A 16,425-nucleotide genomic window follows, 5' to 3' on the forward strand; every position below is an offset into this window, starting at 1 on the left:
AGCCGTCACGCCTGCCCTCCCGGGAGAGAACGCCATGTCCGCGTACCAGAACACCGCCGCCGCCGCCGTCGCCCCCGCCGCCACCGTCCCCGCCCCGGCCCTCGCCCCCGCCGCCGAGGAGCCCGCCTGTGCCGCGCCGCTCCCCGTCCTCGGCCGCGACGTGACCGTGCCCCTGGTCACCGGCGGCGAGGTGGTCTACGCGGCCCTCGACTACGCGGCCAGCGCCCCCGCCCTCCAGCGGGTCTGGGACGACGTGGCCGCCTACGCCCCCTACTACGGCAGCGTGCACCGGGGCGCCGGCTACCTCTCCCAGCTCTCCACCGACCTCTTCGAGCAGAGCCGCGCCACCGTCGCCGAGTTCCTCGACTGCCGCCCCGCCGACCAGGTCGTCTTCACCCGCTCCACCACCGACTCCCTCAACCTGCTCGCCCGCGCCCTGCCCGCCGACTGCCGCGTGTTCGTCTTCGAGACCGAGCACCACGCCTCGCTGCTGCCGTGGAACGACGAGCACGTCACCTACCTCAGCGCCCCCCGCACCCCCGCCCAGGCCGTCGAGATCCTGGAGCGCGCCCTGTCCGAGCGCGAGCCCTACGGCCCGGCCCTGGTGTGCGTGACCGGCGCCTCCAACGTCACCGGCGAACTGTGGCCGGTGCGCGAACTCGCCGCCGCCGCCCACGCCCACGGCGCCCGCATCGTCCTCGACGCCGCCCAGCTCGCCCCCCACCACCCCGTCTCGGTCCGCGACCTCGACGTGGACTGGGTCGCCTTCTCCGGCCACAAGCTCTACGCCCCCTTCGGCTCCGGCGTCCTCGCCGGCCGCGCCGACTGGCTCGTCGACGCCGAGCCCTACCTCGCCGGCGGCGGCGCCTCCAAGACCGTGGCCCGCCGCGAGGACGGCGGCGTGGACGTGGAATGGCACACCACCGCCGCCCGCCACGAGGCCGGCTCGCCCAACGTGATCGGCGTGTACTCCATCGCCTCCGCCTGCAAGGCCCTCACCGAGGCCGGGTTCGACACCCTCGTGGCCCGCGAGAAGCGGCTCATCGACACCGTCCGCACCGGCCTCGCGGAGGTCCCCGAGGTGCGCGTGCTCTCCCTGTTCGGCGACGACGCCGAGCGGGTCGGCGTCATCTCCTTCGTGGTCGACGGTTGGAACAGCTCCCACTTCGCCGCCGCCCTCTCCGCCGAGTACGGCATCGGCGTCCGCGACGGCCTGTTCTGTGCCCACCCGCTCGTGCGCACCCTGCTCGGCAGCGCCCCGCAGGAGCCCGGCGAGTGCGGCGCCCCCGAAGGCGCCCCGGGCGAGCGGTCCCTGAACGCGATCCGCGTCAGCTTCGGCGCCGGCACCCCCGACGAGCACGTCGAGCGCTTCGTGCGCGCCGTCAAGGAGCTCGTGGCCGACGGCGCCCGTTGGCAGTACCGCACCGTCGAGGGTCGCTGCGTCCCCGCGGTCTGAGCACCCCGCACGGGAGCGGAACGCACGAACGCCGCCGGGCGGGACCGAGGTTCGTCCTCGGTCCCGCCCGGCGGCGCGTGCGCGGCGCGGAGCTCGGCTCAGGCGTCCAGGCCGATGGCGAACGCCGCCTCCAGATCGTGCTGCGAGTAGGTGCGGAACGCGACGTGCGTGTCCGTGGCCTCCACGCCCGGGATCTTGCTGATGCTGCCCGGGATGATGTCGGCGAGGTCGTCGTGGCGGGCGACGCGCACCAGGGCGATCAGGTCGTAGGTGCCCGTCACCGAGTACACCTCGCTGACGCTCTCCAACGCCGCGATCGACTCCGCGATCTCGGGGATCCGGTCCACGCTGGTCTTGATCAGGACGATCGCGGTGATCACGGCTGTTGTTCTCCCTCGACGGCCGGGACTGGCACTGGTCCCGCCACTCTAACGCCACGCCCCCGCCGCACCCACGCCCACGCGAAGCCCAGGGAGAACCCCGCCACGTGCGCCAGGTACGCCACCCCCGGCCCCGCGCCCGCCCGGTGCGCCGCCCACCCCTGGAGCCCGAACCAGCACAGCAGCACCAGCCAGGCCGGGAACCGCAGCGGCAGGAACAGCAGGAACGGCAGCACCGTCGTGATCCGCGCCTTCGGGAACAGGTACAGGAAGGCCCCCAGCACCGCCGAGATCGCCCCCGACGCCCCCACCAGCGTCTGGTCCGAGGACGCGTGCGCCGCCGCGTACACCACCAGCGACAGCGCCCCCGTCAGCACGAAGAACACCAGGAACGCGCACCGGCCCAGCCGCTCCTCCGGCAGCCGGCCGAACACGTGCAGGAACAGGCAGTTCCCCAACAGGTGCAGCCAGCCCCCGTGCACGAACAGGGCCGTGAACGGGGTCAGGGCCGCCCGCGTCGAGCCCGTGAACAGCTCGTCCGGCACCACGCCCCACCGCCGGTAGTAGGCGGTGCCCGCCGCGAACAGGGCGTCGCCCGTCCCGTAGGAGGGGTTCAGACCCGAGGCCGGACCCACCACGAACACCACCGCGCACACCGCGATCAACAGCCGCGTCACCACCGGCCCCCGCAGCAGTTCGACCATGGACCGAGGATGCCGCACGGGGCACGAAACGGACGCCTCGCCCCGCCGCGTCCCGCATTGAGGACCGCGAGCCCACGGGCCCGCCGCAGGCCGTAGGGTGACTGACGGCGCAGGGACCCCACCCCGCGCGTTTTAATTGACACGACGTTGCGATTGACAAGGACGGCCCGATGACGGTTCCCCTGCCGACCGACACCACCCGGTGGCGCTGCACCCTCTGCGGCAACCTCACGCGTTTCGACGTGACCCGCTCGTCGAAGGTCGTGGAATACGTCCACCTGGACCTCGCCGGGGAGCCGAAGGTGGAGGAGCGCGAAGTGGTCAGTGAGACCATCGAGTCGGTCCGCTGCCGCTGGTGCAACGCCGTGGACCAGATCGAACTCGTGGACAGGCCGGGCGCCGACTCCTGAGGGAGCGAGGCGCCGGCACAAGGGAAACGGTAGGGGTGACGGATTGTGGAACCGACGGGCGGTGCCGATCCGGCCGGTGCGGCCGGAGGGAGCGGTGACCCCGGCTCCCCGGCGGACGCCGCGGAGGTCCTCGACCGTCCGCTGCCCGAGGGCGTGCGCCGCCGGGTCGTGGCACTGGTCTCGGACGCCTTCGGCGGCCTGACCCTCGCCGACCTGCCGGCCCCGCTGCGGCAGTACGCCCGCTTCACCCCCACCCGGCGCGTCAAGTTCGCGGGCACCGCGATGGCCGCCGCCGTGGAGTCCGACCCGGTGTTCCGGGGCCGCGTCGCCGAACGGCTCCGCGAGGCGCAGCCCGAACTGTGCGCGGCCCTGGACACCGGCGTGCCCCCGGCCGCCGCCGACCCCCTCGACGTGGCCGCCGCCGTCTACCTGCTGCGCCCCGCCGGCTGGGTCAAGGCCCTCACCGCCGCCGGCGAGGAGGCCCAGCGCGTCGACGCCGAACGGCACGACGAGGAGAGCCGGCGCGAACTGGAGCGGCTGCGCGAGGAACTCGCCCAGGCCCGCGACCAACTCCGCACCGGCGAGGGCACCCTGCGGGCCGAGCTCGACACCGCCCGCAAGGAAGCCGAATCGCTTCAGCGCAAGCTCCGCAGCGCCCTCAACGACGTCAAGCGCGGCGAGGCCGCCCTGCGCAAGCACGGCGCCGAGATCGACGCGGTCCGCGCCGAGGCCGCCGCCCAGGTCGCCGCCGCCGAGAGCGAGACCCGCCGCGTCAAGGCCCGCCTGACCGAGGCCGAGTCCACCGTGGAGGCATCCCGCCGGGCCGTCCGCGAGGGCCGCAGCGTCGAGGACATGCGACTGCGCCTGCTCCTGGACACGGTGCTCGACGCCGCCCAGGGCCTGCGCCGCGAGCTGGCCCTGCCACCGCTGTCCACCCGGCCCGCCGACACCGTCGACGCCGTCGAACCCGGCCGCATGACCCCCAAGGACATCGCCAACCGCGCCCTGTCCGACACCGACCCGGCCCTCCTGGACCAACTCCTCGCCCTGCCGCAGGCCCATCTGGTCGTCGACGGCTACAACGTCACCAAGACCGGCTACCCGACCATGCCGTTGGAGAAGCAGCGGCTGCGGCTCCTGGGCGGGCTGTCCATGCTCGCCGCGCAGACCGGCGCCGAGATGACCTGCGTGTTCGACGGGGCCGAACTCGCCGCCCCCGTGCTGCTCGCCCCGCCGCGCGGGGTGCGGGTGCTCTTCTCCAAGCCCGGGGTCACCGCCGACGAACTGATCCGCCAGCTCGTGCGGGCCGAACCCCCGGGCCGGCCCGTGGTCGTCGCCTCCACCGACCGCGAGGTGGCCGACGGGGTCGCCAAGGCCGGGGCCCGCCCCGTCGCCTCCGCGCTCCTCCTCAAGCGGCTCGCCCGCGTCTCCTGACCGGCCCGACCCCCTCGGCCCGCCCCCTCCGGAGTGACGTTTCACCAGGTGGGGCCGGGCCGGGCCGGCCGACGGGGTCGCACCACCCGCCCCACCGGCCCGTCCCGACCCGCCCGTGTCGCCCGGGCGCGCCGTACACCCCCCATCCGAGGGAATCCCGCGCCGCCGCGCTGACCCGCCCGCCACGCCCATGACCTGCGCCCCCGCCCGCCCGGGGCCCACCGGCGCCCCGAACGGGCCCCGCGCACGTCGTTGGTCGGGCCCGCGGCCCGCCGCTACTGTGTGCCGGCGCGCGACCCGCCCGGTCACGGGCCGTCCACGGGGACGGTCCCGGTCGGCCGTTGCGCGGAAGGGAGCGCGCCCCCCGTGACACAGAACCGTCGGTCCTCCTCGACTCTCGGACTCGGCTTCGACCGGAACTCGAAGGTCACCGTTCTCACCGCCGCGGCGGCCACCGCCGCCGCCGCGATGTCCGCCGCGCCCGCCACGGCCGCCCCCGCCCTGCCCCACGACCCGGCCGACACCGCGAAATCCCGGGTGGACCGGCTGTTCGAGGAGGCCGAGCAGGCCACCGAGGCGTACAACGCGGCCGAGGAACGCACCGACAAGCTCCGCACCGAGGCCCGCCGCGCCCAGGAGGCCGTGGCCAAGGGCCAGGACCGGATCAACACGATGCGCGGCCTGCTCGGCGCGTTCGCCGGCGCCCAGTACCGCTCCGGCGGCATCGACCCCGCGCTCGCCCTGATGCTCTCCGAGCGGCCCGACGAGTTCCTCGACAAGGCCGCCGCCCTCGGCCGGCTCACCGACCGCCAGACCCGGCACCTCGCCGAGCTGCGCGCCCAACAGCGCGACCTCGACCGCGAACGCACCTCGGCCGGCCGCAAGCTCGCCGAACTGGAGAAGATGCGCGGCGAGGTCGCCCGCACCAAGCGCGAGGTCACCGCCAAGCTCGCCGACGCCCGTCGGGTCCTGGAGTCCATGTCCACCGGGGAACGCGCCGACTGGGAACGCGGCTCCCGCTCCGAGGACCGCGACCCGGCCGCGACCGGCGCGGCGGCCGGCCGGGGCGGCCGGGGCGCCGGGGAGGAGGAGGGCGAGGGCGGCGGCGCCGGCGGGTGGCAGGGCTCCGAGGGCCCCGGCGGCAACGTCGCCGCCTCCGGCCGCGCGGCGGCGGCCGTCCGCGCCGCGCAGGCCGCGATCGGCCGCCCCTACGTGTGGGGGGCCACCGGCCCCTCCGGTTTCGACTGCTCGGGCCTGATGGTGTGGTCCTACCGGCAGGCCGGCGTCTCCCTGCCCCGCACCTCCCAGGCCCAGCGGCACGCCGGCCGCCGCGTGTCCCTCTCCGAGGCCCGCCCCGGCGACCTGGTCACCTACCGCTCGGACGCCAGTCACGTCGCCATGTACGTGGGCAACGGCCAGGTCGTCCACGCCCCCTACCCGGGGGCCCGGGTCCGCTACGACCCGGTCGGCATGATGCCGATCTCGGCGGTCACCCGCCCCTGAGCGGGGCGCGCGGGCCGTTCCCGCTCGTCCCCGGCTTAGGGTCGAGGGGTGAGGGCGACGCGGCGGGAGTGGTGTGGGGGTGTGCTGGCCCTGGTGGGGGGCGCGGTCCTGGGTGGGTGTGGGCGCGCGGCGGACGCGGGCGGGGCGCGGGACGCGGCCGTGCGGGCGGCCGTCGCGCGGTGGGCGCGACCGCCGGCGGGGCTGCCGGTGGGGGAGTGGACCTACGCCGTGACCTCCGTGGACGGGGCCGCCGGAACCGCCCGGGCCCGGCTGCGCTGGTCGCTGCGCGGGATCGACGGGACCCCGGTCACGGCGGAGCGGGCGCTGCGGTTCACCGGTACGGCGGGGGCCGGGGTACGGGTGCTGGGGGACGGGCCGGCGCCCGGGGCCCGGGCGCAGCTCTGGGACGCGGGGTCGGCGCGGGCGCTGCCGGCCCGGCACGGGATCGTCCTCGACCTCGGCCGGCCGGCCGGCGAGGCGGAGGCGGTGGCCGCGCTCCTGGACCGGGCCGTGCCCGCAGCCGCGCGCGCCTGGCCGCGCCGGGACGCCGGGTCGGGGCGGGTGGCCGTGTGCCTGCCCGCGACGGGGGCCGCGCTGGCCTCGCTGCTCGGCGGCGCCCCCGGGGCCTACGCGGGCCTGGCCGCCGTCACCGACGGCGCGACCGGGGCCCTCGCCGACCGGGTGCTGATCAACCCCGAGGTGTGGCCGGGGTTGTCGGAGGCGGGCCGGCGGGTGGTCCTGACCCACGAGGTCACGCACGTACTCACCCGCTCGGCGACCACCGGCCGCACCCCGCCGTGGCTGTCCGAGGGCTTCGCCGAATGGGCCGCCCAGCGCGAGGAGCCGGGCCCGCCCGAGCGGGCCGCCCCCGAACTGGCCCGCGCCGTCCGCGCCGGCCGGGTCCCGGACGCGCTGCCGGACCCGGCGGCCTTCGCCTTCGGCGGGGGCGCGGACGACGCCGAGGCCCCGGCCCGTGCCTACGCCGGGGCCTGGCTGGCCTGCCGGCTGCTGGCCCGCCGGTGGGGGGACGCGGCCCTGGTGCGGCTGTACGAGGAGGCGGGCCGCGAGGGCGCGCCGGCCGCGCTGCGCGCCGTGACGGGCCTGACGGAGCGGGAGTTCACCGCCGCGTGGCGGGCGGAGCTGCGCGAGGTGTTCGGCGCGCGCGCCTGAGGGTCCGCGCGGCTCGGTCCCGGTGTCGGCCGGGGCGGTTCCGGTACTGTCGCAGGCGATGTACAAGACGCTGATCGTGACCAATGACTTCCCGCCGCGCCCCGGTGGCATCCAGGCGTTCCTGCACAACATGGCGCTGCGCCTCGACCCCGATCAGGTCGTCGTGTACGCGTCCACGTGGAAGCGGGGGGCCGAGGGGCGTGAGGCGACCGCCGCCTTCGACGCCGAGCAGCCGTTCACCGTGGTCCGGGACCGCACGACCATGCTGCTGCCGACCCCCCGGGTCACCGCGCGCGCCGGCGCCCTGCTGCGCGAGCACGGCTGCCGTTCGGTGTGGTTCGGGGCCGCCGCCCCGCTCGGGCTGATGGGCCCGGCGCTGCGCAAGGCGGGCGCGGAGCGGCTCGTGGCCACCAGCCACGGGCACGAGGCCGGCTGGGCGCAGCTCCCGGCCGCCCGGCAGCTGCTGCGGCGGATCGGCGAGGGCACCGACACCCTGACCTACCTGGGCGAGTACACGCGCTCGCGGATCGCGTCGGCGCTGACCCCCGAGGCCGCCGCCCGCATGACGCAGCTGCCGCCCGGGGTGGACGAGAAGACCTTCCACCCCGACTCGGGCGGTGCCGAGGTCCGGGCCCGGCTCGGGCTCTCGGACCGGCCGGTGGTGGTGTGCGTGTCGCGGCTGGTGCCCCGCAAGGGCCAGGACACGCTGATCGAGGCGATGCCGCGGATCCTGGCCTCGGTGCCGGACGCGGTGCTGCTGGTCGTGGGCGGCGGCCCGTACGAGAAGGACCTGCGGGAGCTGGCCGCGCGCACCGGCGTCGCCGACTCGGTGCGGTTCACCGGCGCGGTGCCGTGGGCGGAGCTGCCCGCGCACTACGGGGCGGGCGACGTGTTCGCCATGCCGTGCCGGACCCGGCGCGGCGGGCTGGACGTGGAGGGCCTGGGCATCGTCTACCTGGAGGCGTCCGCGACCGGGCTGCCGGTGGTGGCGGGCGATTCGGGCGGGGCGCCGGACGCGGTCCTGGACGGCGAGACCGGCTGGGTGGTGCGCGGCGGTTCGCCCGCCGAGGCGGCCGAGCGGATCACGGCCCTGCTGGAGGACCCCGAGTTGCGGGCCCGGATGGGCGCCCGGGGCCGGGAGTGGGTCGAGGAGAAGTGGCGCTGGGACCTGCTCGCGGAGCGGCTGCGCGCCCTGCTGTGAGCGGGCCGGCGGGCCCGTGCGGCCCGCCCGCCGGCGCCGGCGCCGGATGAAGAAGGTCGTGCACGCTTCTGGGCTGTTTCGGGCCCCTTGCCCATCATGCCGCCATGACACCGAAGCTGACACGTCGTCAATTCCTGGGGTCGGCGGCCCTCTCGGCCGCCGCGACCGCCGGGTTCACCCGGATCGGCCTCTCCGCCGCGCACGCCGTCGAACCCGCCCCCGCCCGGTACGCCCCGGCCATCGTGGTCGGCTCCGGCTACGGGGCCGCCGTGACCGCGCTGCGGCTGGGCCAGGCCGGGGTGCGCACGGTGGTCCTGGAGATGGGCCGGCTGTGGGACACCGCCGGCCCCGACGGGAAGGTCTTCCCGGCCACCACCGCCCCCGACCAGCGCTCCATGTGGTTCAAGAGCCGCACCGAGGCCCCGCTGTCGACGTTCCTGTGGCTGGACGTCGTCAACCGCGACATCACCCCCTACCCCGGGGTCCTCGACCGCGTGGACCACGGCGGGATCTCCGTCTACCTCGGGCGCGGGGTGGGCGGCGGCTCCCTCGTCAACGGCGGCATGGCCCCGACCCCGCGCCGCTCCTACTTCGAGGAGGTGCTGCCGGGGGTCGACGCCGACGAGATGTACGGCACCTGGTTCCCCAAGGCCCGCGCCGCCCTCGGCGTCAACGAGATCGACCCGGCCTGGTTCGAGTCCACCGAGTGGTACCGCTTCGCGCGGGTCTCCCGCAAGCACGCCCAGAACACCGGGCTGCGGACCACCTTCGTGCCCAACGTGTACGACTTCGCGTACATGCGGCGCGAGGCGGACGGGCAGGCCGTCAAGTCCGCGCTGGCCGGCGAGGTGATCTACGGCAACAACCACGGCAAGAAGAGCGTGGACAAGACCTACCTCGCGGCGGCCCTGGGCACCGGCAACGTCACCATCGAGACCCTGCAACGGGTGGTCGGCGTCCGCCCCGACCCGGCCGGCGGGTACGTGCTGACCGTGCGGGGCATCGACCTGGCGGGCCGGGTCACGCAGACCCGCGAACTGGGCTGCGCGAGCCTCTTCCTCGGCGCCGGCAGCCTCGGCACCACCGAGATCCTGCTGCGGGCCCGCGAGACCGGCACCCTCCCCGAGCTCAACGACCGGGTGGGGGAGGGCTGGGGGCCCAACGGCAACATCATGACGGCCCGCGCCAACCACGTGTGGGACACCGTCGGCGCCAAACAGTCCACGATGCCCGCGCTCGGCATCGACGACTGGGACAACGCCGCCAACCCCGTGTTCGCCGAGATAGCCCCGCTGCCCATGGGCCTGGAGCACTGGGTGTCCATGTACCTGGCGATCACCAAGAACCCCGAACGCGGCCGGTTCCGCTACGACGCCGCCACCGACTCCGCCCGCCTGGACTGGACCCGGGACCAGAACGCCCCCGCCGTGCGGTCCGCGAAGACCCTCTTCGACCGGATCAACCGCCGCAACGCCACCATCTACCGCTACGACCTGTTCGGGCAGAACCGGACCTTCGCCGACGACTTCACCTACCACCCGCTGGGCGGCTGCGTGCTCGGCCAGGCCACCGACGGATACGGGCGGGTGCACGGGCATCAGGGTCTGTACGTCGTGGACGGCTCGCTGGTGCCCGGCTCCCTCGGCGTGAACCCCTTCGTGACGATCACCGCCCTCGCCGAGCGGAACCTGGACCGGATCATCGCCCAGGACCTCACCGGCCCCCGCTGAGCCTCAGGAGGTGTAGAGCGCCTCGATCTCGTCGGCGAAGTCCTTCGCGACCACGGCCCGCTTCAGCTTCAGGGACGGGGTGATGTGCCCGGACTCCTCGGTGAACTGCGAGCCGAGGATCCGGAACTTGCGCACCGACTCCGCCTTCGAGACGGCCGCGTTGCCGTCGTCCACCGCCTGCTGCACGGCGGCGATCAGCTCCGGGTCCTCGCGCAGCGACGCGGCCGTGGCCCCGGCCGGCTTGCCCCGGTCGGCGGCCCACCGGCCGAGGAACTCCTCGTCCAGGGTGACCAGCGCGGCCACGAACGGCCGCGCGTCGCCGACCACCATGCACTCGGCGACCAGCGCGTGCGCCCGGATCCGGTCCTCGATCACGGCCGGGGCCACGTTCTTGCCGCCCGCCGTGACGATGAGCTCCTTCTTGCGGCCGGTGATGGCCAGGAAACCGTCGGCGTCGAGGGTGCCCACGTCACCGGTGTGGAACCAGCCGTCGGTCATCGCCTCGGCCGTCGCGGCCTCGTTCTTCCAGTACTCCTTGAACACGTGCTCGCCGCGCAGCAGCACCTCGCCGTCCTCGGCGATCCGCACCGAGGAACCGGGCAGCGGCTGACCCACCGTGCCGATCTTGGGCCGGTCCCACGGGTTGAAGGCGGTGGCCGCGCTGGACTCCGTCAGCCCGTAGCCCTCCAGCACCGTGAACCCGATGCCCCGGAAGAAGTGCCCCAGCCGCTCGCCCAGCGGCGCGCCGCCCGAGATCGCGTACTCCCCGCGCCCGCCGAGCACGGCGTGCAGCTTCGAGTACACCAGCTTCGAGAACAGCCGGTGCTTGAGCCGCAGCCCGAAGGAGGGGCCGGCCGGGGTGTCCAGCGCGCGGCTGTAGGCGATGGCCGTCTCGGCCGCCGCGTCGAAGATCCGGCCCTTGCCGTCGGCCTGCGCCTTGGCCCGCGCCGAGTTGTAGACCTTCTCGAAGACCCGCGGCACGCCCAGGATCAGCGTCGGACGGAACGAGGACAGCTCCTCGGTGAGGTTCTTGATGTCCGGCACGCAGCCCAGGCGGATCGGCGCCAGCACCGAGGCCACCTCCACCAGCCGGCCGAAGACGTGCGCGGCCGGCAGGAACAGCAGCACGGAACACTCGCCGGTGCGGAACAGCGGCCCCAGCCGGGCCACCACGTTCCCGCACTCGGCGAAGAAGTTGCGGTGGGTGAGCACACAGCCCTTGGGGCGGCCCGTGGTGCCCGAGGTGTACACGATCGTCGCCGGGTCCTCGGCGCCGGCCAGCGAGGACCGCTCGTCGACCTCCGCGTCCGTCACCTCCGCGCCCAGCTCCCGCAGCGTCGCCGCGCCGCCCGCCTCGATCTCCCACACCTCGCGCAGCTCCGGCAGCGACCCGCGCAGCCCGGCCACGGACTCGGCGTGCCCCGGCCCCTCCACCACGGCCGCGACCGCGCCGGAGTCCTGGAGGATCCAGCGGATCTGTTCGGCGGAGGAGGTCTCGTACACCGGGACGGTGACCCCGCCGGCGGTCCAGATCGCGAAGTCGATCAGCACCCACTCGTAGCGGGTCCGCGAGATCAGCGCGACCCGGTCCCCCGGGCGGACACCGGCCGCGATCAGGCCCTTCGCCGTCGCCCGCACCTCGGCCAGGAACTCCGCGGCGCTCACGTCCTGCCAGGCGGCACCCGCCTTGCGGGCCATGACGGCGACGTCCGGGTGCTCGGCGGCGTTGCGGCGGATCAGATCCGTCAGATTGGCGTCCGACGGAACCTCGTACAGGGCCGGAAGGCTGAACTCGCGCAAGACTGCTGCTCCTCTGGGGCGCCATCGCCACGGTGCGGACCGACCGGACGTTACCCATCGGTAGTGGGTTCCCGGTAGGGGGAACCGGCCAGATGTTCCGTGCGTCACACGGCCGGCACGGGTGCGTTCGACAGTAGTTCACACCCTCTGTGACTCGGAAGTAACCGCAGGTCCGGCGCGGTTCCCGCGCCTCGGACGCGCCCTTCCCGCTTCTTTCGCCCCCGTCTAGGGTCGACGGAGGCGAAACGAGCGGGATCGGGAGGCCAGGGTGCGGGAGGCCAAGGTGACGGACACGGGCGACGGGGCGCGGACCGCAGGGGAACGCGGCGGACCGGCCGGCCGGCGCCGACACCGGGTGCACGTGGTCAGCGACGTCCACGGCAACACCACCGACCTCGCCCGCGCCGGGGACGGCGCCGACGCCCTGGTCTGCCTCGGCGACCTCGTCCTCTTCCTCGACTACGCCGACCACTCCCGCGGCATCTTCCCCGACCTCTTCGGCGAGGCCAACGCCGACCGCATCGTCGAGCTGCGCACCGCCCGCCGCTTCGACGAGGCCCGCGACCTCGGCCGCCGGCTCTGGGCCGGCCTCGACCGCGACCGCCTCATCGACGAGGCCGTCCGCCGCCAGTACGCCGAGACCTTCGCCGCCTTCCCCACCCCCACCTACGCCACCTACGGCAACGTCGACGTGCCCCCCTTGTGGCCCGAGTTCGCCCGCGAGGGCGTCACCGTCCTCGACGGCGGGCGCGCCGAGATCGGCGGCCTCGTCTTCGGCTTCGTCGGCGGCGGCCTGCCCACCCCCATCCGCACCCCCTACGAGGTGAGCGAAGAGGAGTACGCCGCCAAGATCGAGGCCGTCGGCGAGGTCGACGTGCTGTGCACCCACATCCCGCCCGAGGTCCCCGACCTCTGCTACGACACCGTCGCCCGCCGATTCGAACGCGGCAGCGGCGCCCTCCTCGACGCGATCCGCCGCACCCGCCCCCGCTGGTCCCTCTTCGGCCACGTCCACCAGCCCCTCGCCCGCCGGATGCGGATCGGCGCCACCGAATGCGTCAACGTCGGCCACTTCGCCGCCACCGGCCGGCCCTTCGTCCTGGAGTGGTGATCGCGCCGGCCCGCGCCCCCCGGACGGACGGCGCGCACGGGGCGGGCGCGGGCGCGCGGTAGCCTTCACGACGACGGCCGCGAGGCCACGCCCTACCTCGAACACGCCCCCAAGGAGCGACCGCGATGGCGGAACACACCAGCTCTAGCATCACCATCGAGGCCGCCCCCGCCGAGGTGATGGCCGTGATCGCCGACTTCGCCCGCTACCCCGAGTGGACCGGAGAGGTGAAGGAGGCCGAGGTCATCGCCACCGACGCCCGCGGCCGCGCCGAGAAGGTGCGCCTCCTCCTCGACGCCGGCGCCATCCGCGACGACCACACCCTCGACTACACCTGGGTCGGCGAGGACGAGGTCAGCTGGAGCCTGGACAAGTCCCAGATGCTCCGCCAGCTCGACGGCTTCTACCGCCTCGCCCCCCGCGACGGCGGCACCCGCACCGAGGTGACCTACCAGCTCACCGTCGACGTCAAGATCCCCATGCTCGGCATGATCAAGCGGAAGGCCGAGAAGGTCATCATCGACCGCGCCCTGGCCGGCCTGAAGAAGCGGGTCGAATCCCCCCGCTGACCCACCCCCCGGGGCGGCCGGCGGCGCGCGGGGTCACGGCCCGGTCCGCGACCGGGCCCCCGCCGCACCTCCACCGGAAGGCCGCCCCGACCGTGCACATCCTCTTCGTCACCGGCCCCGGCGGCGCCGGCCGCAGCACCGTCGCCGCCGCCACCGCCCGCGCCGCCCACCGGGCCGGCCTGCGCGTCCACCTGCTCGGCGCCGACCCCGGCGACTCCCTCGCGGAGATCATCGGCCCCGACCCCGACGCCTCCTTCGGCCCCGACGTCACCCGCGTCGCCCCCGCCGACGACCTCCGCGAGGAGCTCGCCGCCCTCCAGGACCGCGCCGACGGCCTTTTCGACCTGCTCGGCGCCCGCCCGCTCAGCGCCGACGAGATCACCCCCCTGCCCGGCGCCGCCGACTTCGCGCTGCTGCGCGCCGTCCGTCACGCCGCCGACCGCGCCGACCGCACCGGTCACGAACTCCTCGTCGTCGACGCGCCCCCGCTCGCCGAGACCGTCGACCTCCTCGCCCTGCCCGGCCGGCTGCGCCGCTACCTCGCCCGACTGCTGCCCGCCGAACGCCAGGCCGCCCGCGCCCTGCGCCCCCTGCTCGCGCAGCTCGTCGGCGTGCCCATGCCCACCGAACGGCTCTACGAGCTCGCCGCCCGCTGGGACGAGGAGCTCGCCGCCGTCCACGCCGTGCTCCACGCCCCCGGCACCGCCGTCCGCGTGGTCGCCGACCCCGGCCCCGTCGGCGCCGACGCCCTCCGCCTGGGCACCGCCGCCCTCGCCCTGCACCGCCTGCCCGTCGACGCCCTCGTCCTCAACCGCGCCCTGCCGCCCGCCGCCGCGAGCGCCGAACCCTGGCTCGCCGAACTCGCCGCGCAGCAGGAACGACACGCCCAGGACTGGGCCGGCCCCTGGACCGGCACCCCGCTGCGGACCCTGCCCCACCTCGGCCGCTCCCCGCGCGGCGCCGCCGACCTCGACCGGCTCGCCACCCCCGGCGTGCCCCGCCCCGAACGCCCCGAGTGGACCGTCCTCGACCGGCGCGCGGAGGACGGGGTGCTGGTCTGGGAGATCCCGCTGCCCGGCGCCCGCAAACCCGACGTGGACCTCGTGCGGCGCGGGGACGAGCTGATCCTGGCCGTCGGCCCGCACCGCCGGATCGTGCCCCTGCCGGCCGCCCTGCGCCGCTGCGCCGTCTCCGGCGCCGCCCTGCGCGAGGGCCTGCTGTCCGTCCGCTTCACCCCCGACCCCGGCCAGTGGCCGACCCGGGGCTGACGGCCGGAACCCACCGCCGGACCCGGGCCGCGTTGCGCCGTTCGGGTAAGGTCGAGACACCGCCCGCCGCTGCCGCAGGAGAGTCCGCGATGAGCGAGAACACCGATCGCCCCACCCCCGACGAGGACGCGTGGGCCAAAGCCTGCGCCGAGGACCTGGCCGCCGAACGGGAACGCCGCCGAGCCGACCGCGAGGCCGCCGGGGACCGCGCCCCGGGCAGCGCGGCCGAGGAGTTCGCGAAGCTCTTCGGGGCCGTCGCCGACAAGCTCTCCGGCATCACCGGCCCCGCCGGCCCCCTCTTCGGAACCGCCGCCCAGGGCGCCGTACGCGAGTTCGTCAACCAGGCGAAGTCCGCCGCCAAGCCCGTGGTGGAACGCAATCCCGAGGTCTTCGACCACCTCGCCGCCGCCGGCGCCGAACTCCTCGCCGCCTACCGCTCCGCCGTCGCCGGCCACGAGGCCCGCTGGACCCGGGACGAGGCCCCCGCCGCGCATGAGGAGCCCACCGGTGGGCAGGCGCCCGAACGGCAGCCCCCGGCCCCCGCCGGTGACCCCCGCCCCGAGGACGCGACGGGCGATCGGCCGGATCCCGCCGGCCGAAGGCCCCGAGACCCGGGCCAGGGGTCCTCGGAGCGCATCGACCTCGACTGAGAGGGCCCCGCGCTCGGGTACGGTGGGCCGTGGCGGGGTTCGACCGAAACCGAGGGACACATGGCACTCACCATCGGCGTCGACATCGGCGGCACCAAGATCGCGGCCGGCGTGGTCGACGAAGAGGGCACCATTCTGGAGACGTACAAGGTGCCCACTCCTCCGACCCCCGAAGGGGTCACGGAGGCGATCTGCTCCGCCGTCGCCGAAGTCAGCGGCAACCACCCCGTCGAGGCGGTCGGCATCGGCGCCGCCGGGTACGTGGACGACAAGCGCGCCACCGTGCTGTTCGCCCCGAACATCAACTGGCGCCACGAACCGCTCAAGGACCGCGTCGAACAGCGCGTGGGCCTGCCCGTCGTCGTCGAGAACGACGCGAACTGCGCGGCCTGGGGCGAGTACCGCTTCGGCGCCGGCCAGGGCCACGACGACGTCATCTGCATCACCCTGGGCACCGGCCTGGGCGGCGGCATCATCATCGGCAACAAGCTCCGCCGGGGCCGCTTCGGCGTCGCCGCCGAGTTCGGCCACATCCGGGTCGTCCCCGACGGCCTGCTGTGCGGCTGCGGCAGCCAGGGCTGCTGGGAGCAGTACGCCTCCGGCCGCGCCCTGGTCCGCTACGCCAAGCAGCGCGCCAACGCCACCCCCGAGAACGCCGGGGTGCTCCTCGCGCTCGGCGACGGCACCCCCGAGGGCATCGAGGGCAAGCACATCAGCGAGGCCGCCCGCCAGGGCTGCCCGGTGGCCGTGGACTCCTTCCGCGAACTGGCCCGCTGGGCCGGCGCCGGCCTCGCCGACCTCGCCTCCCTCTTCGACCCCTCCGCGTTCATCGTCGGCGGCGGGGTCTCGGACGAGGGCGAACTCGTCCTCGACCCGATCCGCAAGTCCTTCCGACGCTGGCTGATCGGCGGCCAGTGGCGACCGCACGCCCAGGTCCTCGCCGCCCAACTCGGCGGCAAGGCGGGCCTGGTGGGCGCCGCCGACCTCGCCCGACAGGGCTGAGCCCACAGCACGTCGCACGTTCGCCGTCGCCCGCCGC

At 75.3% G+C, this 16,425-nt stretch carries 15 protein-coding genes; 12 read left to right on the forward strand and 3 right to left on the reverse strand.

Going from position 1 to position 16,425, the window contains the following annotated elements; genetic code table 11:
• The first annotated feature begins 34 nt into the window (after window positions 1–34).
• Window positions 35–1,456, forward strand: a complete 1,422-nt coding sequence (locus ACN20G_RS19840) for an aminotransferase class V-fold PLP-dependent enzyme (RefSeq protein WP_424214139.1) — start codon at window positions 35–37, stop codon at window positions 1,454–1,456.
• A gap of 98 nt (window positions 1,457–1,554) precedes the next feature.
• Here the strand turns inward: ACN20G_RS19840 and ACN20G_RS19845 are convergent, their stop codons facing one another.
• Both ACN20G_RS19845 and ACN20G_RS19850 read right to left on the reverse strand, forming a co-directional pair.
• Window positions 1,555–1,836 (reverse strand): Lrp/AsnC family transcriptional regulator, encoded by a 282-nt coding sequence (locus tag ACN20G_RS19845; protein ID WP_424214140.1) that lies wholly within the window; start codon window positions 1,834–1,836, stop codon window positions 1,555–1,557.
• Window positions 1,833–2,540, reverse strand: coding sequence for a rhomboid family intramembrane serine protease (locus ACN20G_RS19850; protein WP_424214141.1), 708 nt, complete (start codon window positions 2,538–2,540; stop codon window positions 1,833–1,835). Before ACN20G_RS19850 ends, ACN20G_RS19845 begins: the two co-directional genes overlap by 4 nt.
• 170 nt (window positions 2,541–2,710) lie before the next feature.
• Between ACN20G_RS19850 and ACN20G_RS19855 the strand changes: the two genes are divergently transcribed.
• The 6 genes from ACN20G_RS19855 to ACN20G_RS19880 all read left to right on the forward strand — a co-directional run bounded on the left by ACN20G_RS19855 (window position 2,711) and on the right by ACN20G_RS19880 (window position 9,988).
• Window positions 2,711–2,950 (forward strand): hypothetical protein, encoded by a 240-nt coding sequence (locus ACN20G_RS19855; RefSeq protein WP_249771655.1) that lies wholly within the window; start codon window positions 2,711–2,713, stop codon window positions 2,948–2,950.
• 42 nt (window positions 2,951–2,992) lie between these two features.
• Window positions 2,993–4,384: an NYN domain-containing protein gene (locus ACN20G_RS19860; RefSeq protein ID WP_424215595.1), complete on the forward strand. Its 1,392-nt coding sequence runs from the start codon at window positions 2,993–2,995 to the stop codon at window positions 4,382–4,384.
• Window positions 4,385–4,750: 366 nt separating this feature from the next.
• Window positions 4,751–5,887, forward strand: coding sequence for an NlpC/P60 family protein (locus tag ACN20G_RS19865; RefSeq protein WP_424214142.1), 1,137 nt, complete (start codon window positions 4,751–4,753; stop codon window positions 5,885–5,887).
• Window positions 5,888–5,935: 48 nt separating this feature from the next.
• Entirely contained in the window at window positions 5,936–7,057 is a 1,122-nt protein-coding gene (locus ACN20G_RS19870; protein ID WP_424214143.1) for a hypothetical protein, read from the forward strand.
• A gap of 58 nt (window positions 7,058–7,115) precedes the next feature.
• Window positions 7,116–8,258, forward strand: coding sequence for a glycosyltransferase family 4 protein (locus ACN20G_RS19875; protein ID WP_424214144.1), 1,143 nt, complete (start codon window positions 7,116–7,118; stop codon window positions 8,256–8,258).
• Between the two features lie 104 nt (window positions 8,259–8,362).
• Window positions 8,363–9,988 (forward strand): GMC oxidoreductase, encoded by a 1,626-nt coding sequence (locus tag ACN20G_RS19880; RefSeq protein ID WP_424214145.1) that lies wholly within the window; start codon window positions 8,363–8,365, stop codon window positions 9,986–9,988.
• Window positions 9,989–9,991: 3 nt separating this feature from the next.
• Here ACN20G_RS19880 and ACN20G_RS19885 read toward each other — a convergent pair whose 3' ends face one another.
• The gene (locus ACN20G_RS19885; RefSeq protein WP_424214146.1) at window positions 9,992–11,788 is read right to left on the reverse strand and encodes an AMP-dependent synthetase/ligase; all 1,797 of its coding nucleotides are present in this window, start codon (window positions 11,786–11,788) and stop codon (window positions 9,992–9,994) included.
• A 355-nt stretch (window positions 11,789–12,143) separates the two neighbouring features.
• On the opposite strand from ACN20G_RS19885, the gene ACN20G_RS19890 reads away from it, so the two are divergent.
• The 5 genes from ACN20G_RS19890 (at window position 12,144) to ACN20G_RS19910 (ending at window position 16,388) form a co-directional block, all read left to right on the forward strand.
• On the forward strand, window positions 12,144–12,899 hold the full coding sequence (locus tag ACN20G_RS19890) for a metallophosphoesterase family protein (protein WP_424215596.1): 756 nt from the start codon (window positions 12,144–12,146) through the stop codon (window positions 12,897–12,899).
• A 125-nt stretch (window positions 12,900–13,024) separates the two neighbouring features.
• The gene (locus ACN20G_RS19895) at window positions 13,025–13,468 is read left to right on the forward strand and encodes an SRPBCC family protein (protein ID WP_424214147.1); all 444 of its coding nucleotides are present in this window, start codon (window positions 13,025–13,027) and stop codon (window positions 13,466–13,468) included.
• Window positions 13,469–13,560: 92 nt separating this feature from the next.
• Entirely contained in the window at window positions 13,561–14,736 is a 1,176-nt protein-coding gene (locus ACN20G_RS19900) for an ArsA family ATPase (RefSeq protein ID WP_424214148.1), read from the forward strand.
• Window positions 14,737–14,825: 89 nt separating this feature from the next.
• Complete coding sequence (locus ACN20G_RS19905; protein ID WP_424214149.1) at window positions 14,826–15,386, forward strand: DUF5304 family protein; 561 nt, start codon at window positions 14,826–14,828, stop codon at window positions 15,384–15,386.
• Window positions 15,387–15,446: 60 nt separating this feature from the next.
• The gene (locus ACN20G_RS19910; protein WP_424214150.1) at window positions 15,447–16,388 is read left to right on the forward strand and encodes an ROK family glucokinase; all 942 of its coding nucleotides are present in this window, start codon (window positions 15,447–15,449) and stop codon (window positions 16,386–16,388) included.
• Window positions 16,389–16,425 lie beyond the last annotated feature (37 nt).

Source organism: Streptomyces dryopteridis (assembly GCF_049606955.1).
Lineage (GTDB): Bacteria > Actinomycetota > Actinomycetes > Streptomycetales > Streptomycetaceae > Streptomyces.